Source organism: Pontibacter mucosus, assembly GCF_003054055.1.
GTDB classification, from domain to species: domain Bacteria; phylum Bacteroidota; class Bacteroidia; order Cytophagales; family Hymenobacteraceae; genus Pontibacter; species Pontibacter mucosus.
In genome coordinates this window covers 156,040-168,877 of record NZ_QBKI01000001.1, presented here as the reverse complement: position 1 = coordinate 168,877, position 12,838 = coordinate 156,040, and the positions used below count along the sequence as shown (strand labels likewise).

Here is a 12,838-nt window from a genome sequence, read left to right as displayed (position 1 = left end):
TTCGCGCAAAAAAAATCCCTAGGTCCTCTTTTGCTGAGGTGAAGCCTTCTCAGAAATGGCTAACGAAGTATAAGAATCAGTGAATTTGACTAAGCGTCCTCCTGCTGCAGCTGGCGCTCATAAAGCTGCTTGTACAGCCCGTGCTGGTTGATGAGCTCTTCGTGCGTGCCGTGCTGCACAATCTCCCCGTCGTCCAGCACCAGGATGCGGTCGGCCAGCTTCACCGACGATACCCGGTGTGAGATGATGATGCTCGTGCGGTTTTCCATGATGCGGCGCAGACTGTTGAGGATGGCGTTCTCCGTCTTGGTGTCCACGGCCGAGAGCGAGTCGTCGAGGATGAGAATGCTGGGCTCCCGCACCAGCGCCCGGGCAATGGATACGCGCTGCTTCTGCCCGCCCGACAGCGTGATGCCCCGCTCGCCGAGCTTGGTGTCGAACTGCTCCGGGAAGCGGATAATGTTCTCATACACGTCGGCATCCTTGGCTGCCTGCACCATCTGCTCCTCGGTTATACTTGGCAGGCCAAACCCGATGTTGTTGCGGATGGAGTCGGAGAAAAGGAACACGTCCTGCGGCACGTAGCCGATCTGCTTGCGCAGGTTTTCGATGTTATAGTCGCGCACGTCAATGCCGTCTATCAGGATGCGGCCCCCCGTCACGTCGTACATGCGCGGCAGCAGGTTGGCGATGGTGCTCTTGCCCGAGCCGGTGTTGCCGATCACAGCCAGTGTCTCGCCGTGCCTGATGTCAAAAGAGACTCCTTTCAGCGCATGGATGCCGGTGTCGGGGTACACAAAGTCCACGTTCTCGAACCGGATGTCGCCGACGATCTCCCGGCTGATGTCCTGGCGCGAAACGATGTCGTTTTCGGTGTGCAGGAACTCGTTGATGCGGGCCTGCGAGGCGGCGGCGCGCTGCACCAGGCTGGCCGTCCAGCCCAGTGAGGTCACCGGCCAGGTGAGCATGTTCACGTAGATGATGAACTCGGCGATGTTACCCGTGGTGATGCTGCCGTTGATCACCTCCTGGCCACCAATGTAGACGGTGATAATTGTGCTCAGGCCCACCAGGAACAGCACCAGCGGGAAGAAGAGCGAGTTCACAAAGTTGAGCTCCAGCGACTTATCCTTGTAGGTGTTGCTGGCGGTGGTGAAGTTGTTGTGCGAGTCGTCCTCCCGCACAAAGGATTTCAGAACCCGGATGCCTGAGAAAGCCTCCTGTACAAAGGTGGTGATGCCCGACAGGCTGCGCTGTATCTCGTCGGACTTGCGCTCGATGATGTTGTTGACGTAGTAAATGCTGATGGCCAGTATAGGCAGCGGGATCAAAGTATACAGCGTCAGCTTCACGTTCACCGACAGCATGTACGGAATCACCATCAGGAAAAGGATGACCAGGTTGATGCCATACATGATGGCCGGCCCCAGGTACATGCGCACGCGGCTCACGTCCTCCGAAATGCGGGCCATCAGGTCGCCGGTGTTGTTTTTGCGGTAAAAGCTGAGCGGCAGCGTCTGGTAATGGGCATAAATTTCGTTCTTCAGGTCGTTCTCTACCAGGCGGCTCATCACGATGATGGTTTGCCGCACAAAGAACAGAAACACGCCGCGCAGCAGGGCCATCAAAAGGATGATAACGCCATACACCAGGATGCTTTTAGAGAAAATGCTGTAGACCACCTCCTGCTGCTCCATGCCGCCAAACAGGCCGTAGAGGCTGATTCCCTCCTTTATCAGGTTAAATGCGTGGCGCACCACCTGCGCCGGCAAAATCTGGAAAAAGTTGGAGATAATGGTAAACACAAGCCCCAGCAGGAGCCTGTATTTATACTTGAGAAGGTATTTATTTAGATATCGTAACGATTTCACAGTCAGAACTTGATGCCCTAGCGCTTTTACGCAGAGTTAGCCGGCGCAAATTGAAATAACCAAAAAAAGATTTAATTTTGCTGCGCGAACGGAGAGGGCTGATGTTTGCCTCCCCCATTCACAAAGATAGAAAACCCCTAATCAAAACTATCAATGGTGGAATTAAAAGAAGTTGAAGTGAAAAAAGACAAATCTGTCTTTGATCAAATATCAGAACACGACCACGAGAAAGTTGTTTTCTGCCACGACAAGGAAACCGGCTTGAAGGCCATCATCGGCATCCACAACACCGTGCTTGGCCCGGCGCTGGGCGGTACCCGTATGTGGGCTTACGCATCTGAGGCAGAGGCCCTGGACGACGTGCTGCGCCTGTCGAGAGGGATGACCTACAAGGCGGCTATCTCCGGCCTGAACCTGGGCGGAGGCAAAGCGGTTATCATCGGCGATGCCAAAAAAGACAAGAGCGAGGCTTTCCTGCGCCGCTACGGTCGCTTCATCAAGAACCTGAACGGTGCTTACATCACGGCTGAGGACGTGGGCACAACCACCAAAGACATGGAGTATATCCGCATGGAGACCGAGCACGTAGCTGGTCTGCCTGAGTCTATGGGCGGTAGCGGAGACCCATCTCCGGTAACAGCCTACGGTACTTACATGGGCATGAAGGCCGCCGCTAAGAAAGCATTCGGCTCTGACTCACTGGAAGGCAAGAAAATCTCCGTACAAGGTGTGGGCCACGTGGGTGGCTACCTGGTAGAGTTGCTTGCCAAGGAGAATGCCCAGATTTTCATCACTGATATTTACGAAGACCGCCTGCGCGAGATCTCCGATAAGTATGGCGCCAAAGTGGTAGGCATGGACGAGATCTACGACCTGGACGTGGACATTTACTCTCCTTGCGCCCTGGGTGGTACCATCAACGACGATACCCTGAACCGCCTCAAGTGCCAGGTAATCGCCGGCTCGGCCAACAACCAGCTGCGCGATGAGCAGGTGCACGGCCCGGCCCTGGTGCAGAAAGGCATTATTTACGCGCCGGATTTCCTGATCAATGCCGGTGGCCTGATAAACGTATACTCTGAGCTGATTGGCTACAACCGCGACAGCGCCTACGCCCAGACAGAGCGTATCTACGGCTATACGTTGGATATCTTCGAACTGGCAGAGAAAGAAGGCATCCACAACCAGGCTGCCGCCATGAAGATGGCCCAAAAGAGAATTGAGAGCATCGGCAAAGTGCGCTCTACGTACTAAGCCAACAGCCTCTAAGCAATACTGTTGAAGTCAAAAGTGCTGCACTAACCTGTGGCACTTTTGCTTTACACCCTTACACTGCGGAACTATCGCCTGCCCGCTCCGCTTTTATGTAGCAGGAAAACAATTTACCGGGCCTGGCCCAAACAAAAATACTTTACCAAACACACGCTCTTTAAAATAAGAATATGCTCAACCGCAGAACACTACGAATTAAGGCGATGCAGGCTATCTATGCCTATCAGCAGGCCGTAGGTTCAGATTATCTGCTGGCCCTAGATCAGATCAACGACGATTTTGCGCCAGACCTTAACTCGATGGAGGTGCAGGACAAAAGGCTGCTCGAAGGCAAGAAACAAATGGCCACCCTGCTGTTTAAGGAATGGTACGAGAAGCAGGAGTTTGACACAGAAGGTGCCGGAAAGGATGTTGTGGATGCGGTGAACAGAGCGATTGCGTTCTACAACAACGCCACCAAAAAAGACTTCAAATACTACGGCAACCAGATGCTGAGCGCCGTGGAGCGTATCTACGACCACTACCTGGGCACCCTGCAGATACTAGAGGTGGTTGTCAGCCTGATTCAGGAAGAGGAAGAGAAAAAAGCCAACCGCTTTACCGCCCCCGAAGGCCCCGATACCACGGCCTTTCTGCGCAACAAGGTGGTGCAGCGCCTGCTGCAGAGCAAGTCATATCAGGAAAGTATCATTCGCCGCAACATTAGCTGGGGCTCCGACATCAGCGAAATCAGAGCTGCTTACCGCAACATCCTGAAGAAGGACGAGACCTTCCTGGGCTATGTGGTACAGCCCGAGCACACCCTGGAAGAGGACGCCGAAGTGGTGAAACATATTTTTAAAAACATTATCTTTAAAGAAAAAAACTTACAATCTTTGTTTGAGGAGCAGGATTTGAACTGGGTGGAGAACAAATCGATTGTAAAAAGCCTGGTGAACAAAACTGTTAAAATCTTTGCCGAGGAGGCTGAGGGAGACAAGCAACTGCTCGATCTTTCGGCCAACTGGGAGGATGACAGGGCCTTCTTCGAAGATTTATACTTCCGGACGGTAGAACAGGACGCCCGGTATGAAGCCATGATTGCCGCCAGCGTGAAGAACTGGGATGTGGAGCGTGTGGCCCTGCTCGATAAGATCATTCTCAAGATGGCACTCAGCGAGATGTACATCTTCCGCAGCATACCGGTTAAAGTTACCATCAACGAGTATATCGAGATCTCGAAGCTGTACAGCACCCCTAAGAGCAAGCAATTCATTAACGGCGTGCTGGACAAAATGGCACAGGAACTGACGGCGAAAGGAGAGATCCGCAAGTCTGGCCGAGGCTTGATAGACAACAAATAAGCCGGAGCAAGTAAACGCGGCGTTAAAGGCCGTTTCTCCGTAGTATGAGAAAAAGTTTGTACCCGAGATAAATAGCATAGAAAACTATGAGCAAGAAGACAACTGCATTGCTTGCCTTTGTTTCCGGCGCCGCCGTGGGAGCTGCCGCTGGCATACTCTTTGCGCCCGAAAAAGGCCGCGAAACAAGATACTGGCTTAGCTACCGCCTGGAGAAGTACCGCGAAACCCTGTCAGACCTGCTGGAGCAGCTTATCGCCAAGGGCGACGGACTGCCTACCACAGCCAAGTCGGAGGGCCAGCGCGTGATACAGGACGCCAAGGAGAAGGCCGAGAAGCTGCTCGGTGATGTAGACTCGCTTATTAATGAAATAAATAGCAGGAAAGAACTGTAAGATGAGACAAGTAACCCTGATACCCGGCGACGGGATAGGACCTGAGATCACAGAAGCTGTAAAAGCTATATTTAGCGCTGCCAACGTGCCTGTGCAGTGGGAAGAAGAAAATGCCGGCCAAACCACCTTCGATTCGATTGGGGAGTTGATTCCGGCTACGCTGATTGCGTCCCTGGAAAAGAACAAGGTAGCCCTGAAAGGCCCTATCACCACACCGGTTGGCAAAGGCTTTAAAAGTATAAATGTGCAGCTGCGCCAGAAGTTTGACCTGTACTCCAACGTAAGGCCGGCTAAAACCACCAAAGGCATCGAGACGCGCTTCGAAAACGTGAACTCGGTGCTGTTCCGCGAAAACACCGAGGGCCTGTACTCCGGCCTGGAGATGTTTGACGAGCGCCTGCAGATCTCTGATTCCGTGGCCCGCATCACGCGTGTAGGTTGCCAGAAGATCATCCGTGCGGCTTTCGCCTATGCCGACAAGCATGGCTGCAAGAAGGTAACAGCAGCCCACAAGGCCAATATCCTGAAAGGCGCAGGCGCCATGTTCCTGAACGAGTTCCATGCCATCGCCAAGGAATACCCGCACATCCAGCCCGACGATAAGATCATCGACAACATGTGCATGCAGCTGGTCATCAAGCCGGAGCAGTTTGATGTGATTGTGACTACCAACCTGTTTGGCGATATCATTTCGGATATTTGCGCTGGCCTGGTAGGCGGCCTGGGCGTGGTGGCCGGTGCCAACATCGGTGACGACATGGCTATCTTTGAGGCCGTGCACGGCTCAGCCCCTGATATTGCAGGCAAAGGCATTGCTAACCCAACCGCGCTGCTCCGCTCGGCCATCATGATGCTGCACCACATCGACCTGAAGGAGGAAGCAAACCGCATCGAGGCGGCGCTGGAGGCGACACTGGCCAATAAGGCAGAGTGCACCGGTGACCTGGGCGGCAAGGCCTCCACCATGGAGTTCGCGCAGCACATCATCGCAAAACTTTAACCAATTAAAGTATACTGAACATGAAAAAGAATCTGTTTCTGGCAGCAGGAATGGCGGTAGTTATACTTGCCACAGGCTGCGATAACAACACAGGCAACGATACAGCGGCTGAGAGCGCTACGGCTACTGAGGCAACTGCGCCTGTTCAGCCAATCGAAAACCCGAACGTGGTAGCTACCACTGCGCAGGGCGAGACAGCCCCTGCCGGCAATGCCGCGGTGATGACGTTTGAGCAGACAGAGTATGAATTCGGCACGATTAAGGAAGGGGAAACGGTAGAGCATAAGTTCGAGTTTACGAACACCGGCAGCACCCCGCTTGTAATCGAGAGCGCCACGGCCACCTGCGGCTGTACTGCCCCTGACTGGACGCGCACTCCTGTGGCGCCAGGCGAGAAAGGCTTTGTGGCTGTTAAGTTCAACAGCAACGGCAAGCCCGGCCAGCAGCAGCCAACGGTTACCATCCGCGCCAACACAGAGCCAAACATCGTTCGCGTAGCCATGAAGGGCAGCGTGGAGCCTAAAAACAGAATGCCTGTGGCAGGTCCGGACGGTCCGGTGCGTCGCAACTAACCCATACTTATAAACGCTAAGAGAATACTACCAATGAATACGTTACTTCTTCAGACTCCAGACGGCGGCATGTTACCACAGTTGCTGATGTTCGGAGCCATTATCCTCGTGTTTTACTTTTTCATGATCCGTCCGCAGCAGAAGAAAATGCGCGATCAGAAGAAATTCCGCGAGGAACTGACAAAGGGCATGACTGTAATAACCATCGGTGGCCTGCACGGTAAACTGGTTGCAATAGACGACGAGACGATTACGTTAGAGGTGGACAAAGGCGTACGCCTGACTTTTGATAAAACTGCCGTGTCCATGGAAGCTACCATGAGAGTGCAAAAAACAGCCTAACCTTGCCTTTAGAGGGAGTAAAAAATATAGCTATATGGTTTATGAGGCCATTCCAGCCGCGAACAAAGCAATACTGGCGAGTGGTATTGCTTTGCTTCGTGGCGGCCTCTACTTTTTGGCTCCTTAACGCTCTAAATAAGAGCTACAGCACACAGACCACGTACCCTATCCGGTTTGTGTACAACGATAGCGAGCTTGTTCCTGTCAAGCCTCTTCCCCAGGAGGTTCTCATCAACGTGACCGGTAAAGGCTGGAAGCTTTTGCGCAAGAGCCTCCGTCTGGAGGTGCAGCCCGCCGAAATCTACATCCGCGACCTGCCGCGCAATAATTTCCTGCTGGGCTCCGCCCTGCGGCCGGCGCTCGTTAACGCCCTGGATGGCCTGCAGCTTAACTTTGTGGTGACCGATACGGTATACTTCCACTTCGACCCGATAGCGCAGAAGCGCATCGCCCTGCAAGTGGACCCGAAGCAGCAGCTGACCAATAACCAACATACGGTGTTTGGTCCTATCCGCATCAGCCCCGATAGCGTGACCTTTACCGGTCCCGCCTCGCTGATAGACAGCCTGCCAGACCCTTTCCTGCTGCGTGTGCCCCAACAGATACTCACAGAGCCAACCAAACTCCCCGTGCCGATTAACCACAACTACAAGCCCCTGGTAGAGGCCGATGTAGAGGAGGCGCAGGTAAGTATAAACGTGAAAAACCTGGTGGCCGAGGAGCGGCAGGCGCTGCCTGAGCTGGTAAATGTGCCCGAGGGAGTGTCGCTCACCTTGCGGCCGCCTATCGTGGTGCTGCGTTACCAGCTGCTGCAGGACTCCATGTCGCTCCTGAACCGGTCTGCGTTTAAGGTGGTGCTAAACTATAACAAGTTTAACCCGATAGACTCCACGCTGGTGCCGGAGCTGGTGCAGCAGCCGCGTGGCCTGCGCAACGTGCAGATATGGCCAGGTAAGGTACAAGTTGACGTAAAGTAATGCTGAAAATAGGTATAACCGGTGGCATAGGCGTAGGCAAAACCATTGTGAGCCGCATGTTCCAGGTGCTGGGGGTGCCCATTTACGACGCCGATACCCGTGCCAAGTGGGTGATGCACCACAATACAACGCTGCGGCAGGAACTGCAGGACGCCTTTGGCCCGGCCACCTATACAGACGCAGGGGCATTAGACCGCGCCTTCCTGGCTGGCATGGTGTTCAATCACCCGGAGCGGCTGGAGCTCTTAAACAGCCTGGTGCACCCGCACGTGGGCAAGGATTTTGAAGTATGGGTAGCCGCGCACGCCGATAAGCCTTACATCTTAAAGGAGGCCGCGCTGATGTTTGAGTCTGAGTCGTGGCGGCAGGTGGATGAGGTGATTGCCGTGTATGCCCCGCTGGAGCTGCGCATCAAACGCCTGCTCAAACGCGACACGCACCGCACCGAAGCAGACATCAAAGCCATCATTGCCCGCCAGCTGAGCGAGGAGGAGAAAATGCGCCGTGCCCAGCACATCATCTACAACGACGACCAGCAGCTCATCATACCGCAGGTGCTGGTGCTGCATGCGCAGTTCACCAAAGCCGAAGTATAAATCACCAATATTTTAGAGGAAGTGATTAGCCCCGTTGCGAGTGCGGCAGCAGGAGTAGTATACTATGCCCGGGGCTGCGCCGTTGGTAAAGTATAACCAACGCTAAAGTATAAGCAGTAGGAGCGAGGGCGGAAAAGTATGGATATAAAAAAAGGACAACTTTGCAGTTGTCCTCTTGTGGGGCGTACTGGATTCGAACCAGTGACCCCCTGCTTGTAAGGCAGGTGCTCTGAACCAGCTGAGCTAACACCCCGTTTTTTGTTTTCGTTGACCTTTTGTCCCCGTTTGATGATGCAAATATGAGGGTTATTTTTGAAACTGCAAAACGATTGAGAAAAATTTCTTAAATATTTTTTCAGCGACCGGACGCTATTGCCCACGTGTTAATACTGCTGTACCTTTAGGGTAATATAAGACGCTATAAATCTGAAGTTTCGCCAGGTGAGAAAAGGAGCGGTAAGAAAAGTGCTATTTTATGGAGTGGCCATTTTGGTGGCGGCACTGGGTCTGGCGTTGGCGCTGGTGTATACGTATCAGGATAAAATAATCGCGCTTTTTGTGGCCGAGGCCAACAAGCACATCAAAACAAAGGTGGATGTGCGACAGATTTCGCTCTCCCTCTTCGATAAGTTTCCGCAGGTGGCCGTGACCTTGGACCAGGTAAACGTGCACGAGGGGCTGCCCAAGAGTGAAGAGTCGCTGGCGCGGGCCGACAAGCTATACTTTACCTTCAGCCTCTGGGACGTGCTGCGTGGCGAGTACAGCGTGAAGGAGTTTTACATGGAGCAGGGCGAAGTATACGTCAGGGTGCTGCCGGACGGGCGGGTGAACTACGAGATCATCGCCACCGACACCACCAGCTCCGATGACAGCGGCTTCTCCTTCGACCTGGAACGTATAAACCTGCGCGAAGTGGCCCTGCACTATGTAGACGAGCAGCTGCAGCAGCGCTACGAGGTCAGCGCGCATCAATTGGCCGCAGCCCTGGCCATCTCCCCTGAAACCATTGACATTGAAGCCGACGGGCAGGCGACCATCCATACCATCCACCTCAATTCCGGCGAATATTTCAAGGGCAAGAAAGTTAACCTGAGCTCGGCCCTAAGTATAAACCGGCAGGCTAGGACAATCGCCCTGCAGCCGTCGGTGGTGCAGGTGGGCGAGGCGGCCTATGAAGTGGGCGGCGGCATTGCCTACGAAGGCGTGACAGAACTGAATTTAAAGGTAAAGGGCAAGAATACCAACATACAGTCGCTGCTCTCGCTGCTGCCCCAAAGTATGACGGAGGAATTTAGCCAGTACCGCAGCAAGGGCGATGTCTACTTTAACGGCACCGTGCAGGGCAAGGCCTCGGGCAGGCACACGCCAAGTATAAGCATCAACTTTGGCGCGCGCGATGCTTCTTTTTACCACCCCGATGTGCAGCAGCGCGTGGAGAAGCTTTACCTGACGGGCAGCTTTACGAACGGCGAGAAACAGAATGCCACCACCTCGGTGCTGGAGCTAAAAGAGCTGCGGGGCGAGCTGAACGGAAGGCCCTTTAAGGGCAACCTGAAGTATAGCAACTTCCACAATCCCTACATTGCTTTTGATTTGCAGGGCATGCTGGACGTGAGCTATGTGCTGGGGCTGGCAAAGCTGGAGGAAGTGCGCAGCGGCAGCGGCCTGGCTGACGTGCGCATTGCCTTCTCGGGGAACCTGAAGGAGTTTAAGGCCAAGCCCGGCAACAGCACCCTCAACACCACCGGCGATATTACGCTGCACGACGTATCGCTTTCCCTGAAAGACATGCCGCTGCCGCTGCGCAACCTCAACGGAAACTTCATGTTCAAGCGCAACGATGTGGCCGTGTCCGACTTTAAGGGCAAGCTGGGCGAGTCCGATTTTACCGTCAACGGGATGTTCCGGAACGTGATGGCCTGGCTGATTTTGGAGAACCAGCGCCTGTTGGTGGAGGCCAACTTCAGCAGCCGCTACCTCAACTTCGACCAGCTGCTGAGCGAGGAGCAGAACACGCCTGAGGCCGCCCGTACCGGCGACAGCTACAAGTTCGTGATAGCCCCCAATATCGCCTTCGACCTGAGCGCCTCCATCGACAGGCTGCGGTTCAGGCGGTTTCACGGCAAAAACATTCGGGGTGAGGTGAAGCTGCGCAACCAGGTGGTTTCTTCCCCTAACATCTCCTTTCAGGCCATTGGCGGTGATTTTGCTGTGCGGGGCAACCTGGATGCCCGCAGCCGCAACCACATCAAGGTGAGCACTGCCGCCAAACTCAACAACATGAGCGTAGACAGCCTGTTTTACGTGTTCGAGAACTTCCGGCAGAACTTTATAGAGGAGCGGCACCTGCGCGGCCAGCTCACGGCCAACATCGTGTCTGATGTATACTTCGACAGCCAACTGAACCCCAAAACCGATCTGCTGCAGGCCGAGATTCAGGCCACGGTGCGCAACGGGCAGCTGATAAACTTTGCGCCCATGCAGAAAATGTCGGCCTTCGTGAAGCGTACGGAGCTGGCCAACATGCGCTTTGCCGAACTGCACAACTCTTTCTGGATACAGCAGGGCACCATCTACATCCCGGAGATGGACATTCGCTCCAACCTGTCAGCGGTGCCGACGGTGTCGGTGTCGGGCACCCACACGTTCGACCAGAAGATGGACTACAAGATCAAGCTGCCCCTCTTCACCAAGCAACGACCCGACAAGGATGCCCGCTTTGGCACGGTGGCCGAAGACCCGGATGCTGGCAACAGCAACCTCTTCCTGACGCTACGGGGCAGTGAGCGCGACTTTAAAATCGCCTACGACGACGAGCGCGTGCGGCAGAAGATAAAGACGGATCTGAAGCAGGAAGGGCAGGAGCTGCGGGACCTGCTGCGCGGCAAAAAGCCAAAACAGAAGGAGAAGGAAGTGGAGCTGCAGGAAGGCGAGTATTTTGATTTTTAGCGGAGAAGGCCAGCCTCCAATCTATACTTTGTTCGCTACTCAAGGAGGGTATCCATAAATAATTCTATCCTTTTACTCAGCAATATTGCTTGTTTACTGCAGAATAAAGGCCTTATAGGGTAAAAGTTATACTTTGTTTGTAACTATGACTAAAGTAGGTCGTTAAAGAAATCAAAACTACGACTAACGATGCTTGTAGAGCTTAAGGATTTAGGTTTAACGGGAGTGCGCTACACACCCCGGATTGGTTTAAGATGATAGTGTAACCTTGCAATTCAGACGAATTAAGATATAAGGGTGAAAAAAAAGCCGGAGCTTCTCCGGCTTTTTTATTGGCGCTTACTCCAGGTCTGCACCTCCAATGTATGATTTCTCCTGCACGGGTTCCGGCTTGCCTTCCGGCCGGTGCAAGTATAGCTTCTGGGTAGGCAGGGCAAAGTCCGCTCCATGCTTTTCCACAATTTCCACAATCTTATAGTTGATTTCCTCCTTGATGTCGATGAAATCAAACCAGTCCATGGTATCCACGAAGTATAGCACCATCACATCCTTCGAGTCAGGGGTGAGGGTGAGGAACCGGACACGGGTATCCTGGTTGGTGCGCGGGTGCTGGTCCACGTACTCCTGTATCTCGCGCGTAATAGCCCGGAGCTGCTGGGAGGTGGTGTTATAGGTAAGCCGGATGTCGAACTTGGCGCGACGGAAGGTGCGCAGCGTCAGGTTGTCCAGCGGTTTGTCGATCATCAGCTTGTTGGGCACCGTCACAAAACTTTTCTCCAGCGTGCGGATGCGCGTGCTCCGGAAGCCTACTTTTTCCACCGTGCCAATCATCTCGCCCACCTGCACCAAATCGCCGGCCATAAAGGGCTTATCCAGGAAGATGGTGAAGGAGGCCAGCAGGTTTTCTATACTTTCCTTGGCGGCAAAGGCCACGGCCAAACCACCCACGCCCAGACCAGCCACCAGGCCCGTCACGTTTACCCCGAACACCGACCCCAGCATGATCAGGAAGGAGAAGATAACGATCAGCACCTTGGTAAAGTCCTTGAAGAAGGGCACCAGCTGCTCGTTAAGTTTGGAGGCGGATCTTTCGTTGCGGTGCTGGAACACGAGGCCCACAAAGTCAGCAAAGCGCAGCAGCACCCACGTGAGGGCCACAATGACAAACACCTGGTAGGTCCGCAGCAGGAACGTCTTCAGGAAAGGATCCCCGGCCTTGAGGTCTTCGGGCTGCACCGGGTAATTAAGCACCTGGAAGGCCAGGTACAGAAACACCAGGAACACGAGCACCTCCAGCGGCTGCACCAGCAGGCGGCGGAATTCAGGCAGCTCCGACTCGGGCCAAAGGCGGCTCCCAAGCTTGTAAATCAAGCCCGAAAGCATTCTGGACAACAGCGTGTTGAAGAGCAGCCCGAATAAAAGTATGGCAGCGGAAAGAATGTAATCCGCTACGGTATTTCCGAGGAACTCATGGCTGAGCCATTCGCTGTTTAACAACTCTTGCATAGGTAAGCGTAATTCTTT

At 54.0% G+C, this 12,838-nt stretch carries 11 protein-coding genes and 1 tRNA gene; 9 read left to right on the top strand and 3 right to left on the bottom strand.

Annotation, left to right across the window (positions count from 1 at the left end):
* Nucleotides 1-89: 89 nt before the first annotated feature.
* A complete protein-coding gene (locus C8N40_RS00755; RefSeq protein WP_108209908.1) occupies nucleotides 90-1,871 on the bottom strand; it encodes an ABC transporter ATP-binding protein in 1,782 nt (593 codons plus the stop codon).
* Nucleotides 1,872-2,024: 153 nt separating this feature from the next.
* On the opposite strand from C8N40_RS00755, the gene C8N40_RS00750 reads away from it, so the two are divergent.
* The 8 genes from C8N40_RS00750 to coaE all read left to right on the top strand — a co-directional run bounded on the left by C8N40_RS00750 (nucleotide 2,025) and on the right by coaE (nucleotide 8,365).
* On the top strand, nucleotides 2,025-3,125 hold the full coding sequence (locus C8N40_RS00750) for a Glu/Leu/Phe/Val family dehydrogenase (RefSeq protein ID WP_092100673.1): 1,101 nt from the start codon (nucleotides 2,025-2,027) through the stop codon (nucleotides 3,123-3,125).
* Nucleotides 3,126-3,313: 188 nt separating this feature from the next.
* Nucleotides 3,314-4,486, top strand: a complete 1,173-nt coding sequence (gene nusB, locus C8N40_RS00745; RefSeq protein WP_108209907.1) for a transcription antitermination factor NusB — start codon at nucleotides 3,314-3,316, stop codon at nucleotides 4,484-4,486.
* An 86-nt stretch (nucleotides 4,487-4,572) separates the two neighbouring features.
* A complete protein-coding gene (locus C8N40_RS00740; RefSeq protein ID WP_108209906.1) occupies nucleotides 4,573-4,878 on the top strand; it encodes a YtxH domain-containing protein in 306 nt (101 codons plus the stop codon).
* A gap of 1 nt (nucleotide 4,879) precedes the next feature.
* Nucleotides 4,880-5,878: an isocitrate/isopropylmalate dehydrogenase family protein gene (locus tag C8N40_RS00735; RefSeq protein ID WP_108209905.1), complete on the top strand. Its 999-nt coding sequence runs from the start codon at nucleotides 4,880-4,882 to the stop codon at nucleotides 5,876-5,878.
* Between the two features lie 20 nt (nucleotides 5,879-5,898).
* A complete protein-coding gene (locus tag C8N40_RS00730; protein ID WP_108209904.1) occupies nucleotides 5,899-6,450 on the top strand; it encodes a DUF1573 domain-containing protein in 552 nt (183 codons plus the stop codon).
* A gap of 33 nt (nucleotides 6,451-6,483) precedes the next feature.
* Nucleotides 6,484-6,792: a preprotein translocase subunit YajC gene (gene yajC, locus C8N40_RS00725; RefSeq protein ID WP_108209903.1), complete on the top strand. Its 309-nt coding sequence runs from the start codon at nucleotides 6,484-6,486 to the stop codon at nucleotides 6,790-6,792.
* A gap of 41 nt (nucleotides 6,793-6,833) precedes the next feature.
* Nucleotides 6,834-7,769, top strand: a complete 936-nt coding sequence (locus C8N40_RS00720) for a YbbR-like domain-containing protein (RefSeq protein WP_108209902.1) — start codon at nucleotides 6,834-6,836, stop codon at nucleotides 7,767-7,769.
* The gene (gene coaE, locus C8N40_RS00715; RefSeq protein WP_108209901.1) at nucleotides 7,769-8,365 is read left to right on the top strand and encodes a dephospho-CoA kinase; all 597 of its coding nucleotides are present in this window, start codon (nucleotides 7,769-7,771) and stop codon (nucleotides 8,363-8,365) included. The genes C8N40_RS00720 and coaE overlap by 1 nt, the downstream gene beginning before the upstream one ends.
* A gap of 178 nt (nucleotides 8,366-8,543) precedes the next feature.
* Here the strand turns inward: coaE and C8N40_RS00710 are convergent.
* Nucleotides 8,544-8,618: transfer RNA gene (locus C8N40_RS00710), tRNA-Val, on the bottom strand.
* A gap of 212 nt (nucleotides 8,619-8,830) precedes the next feature.
* On the opposite strand from C8N40_RS00710, the gene C8N40_RS00705 reads away from it, so the two are divergent.
* Nucleotides 8,831-11,314: an AsmA-like C-terminal region-containing protein gene (locus C8N40_RS00705; RefSeq protein ID WP_245904931.1), complete on the top strand. Its 2,484-nt coding sequence runs from the start codon at nucleotides 8,831-8,833 to the stop codon at nucleotides 11,312-11,314.
* A 339-nt stretch (nucleotides 11,315-11,653) separates the two neighbouring features.
* On the opposite strand, the gene C8N40_RS00700 is transcribed toward C8N40_RS00705, so the two are convergent.
* Nucleotides 11,654-12,820, bottom strand: coding sequence for a mechanosensitive ion channel family protein (locus tag C8N40_RS00700; protein WP_108209899.1), 1,167 nt, complete (start codon nucleotides 12,818-12,820; stop codon nucleotides 11,654-11,656).
* Nucleotides 12,821-12,838 lie beyond the last annotated feature (18 nt).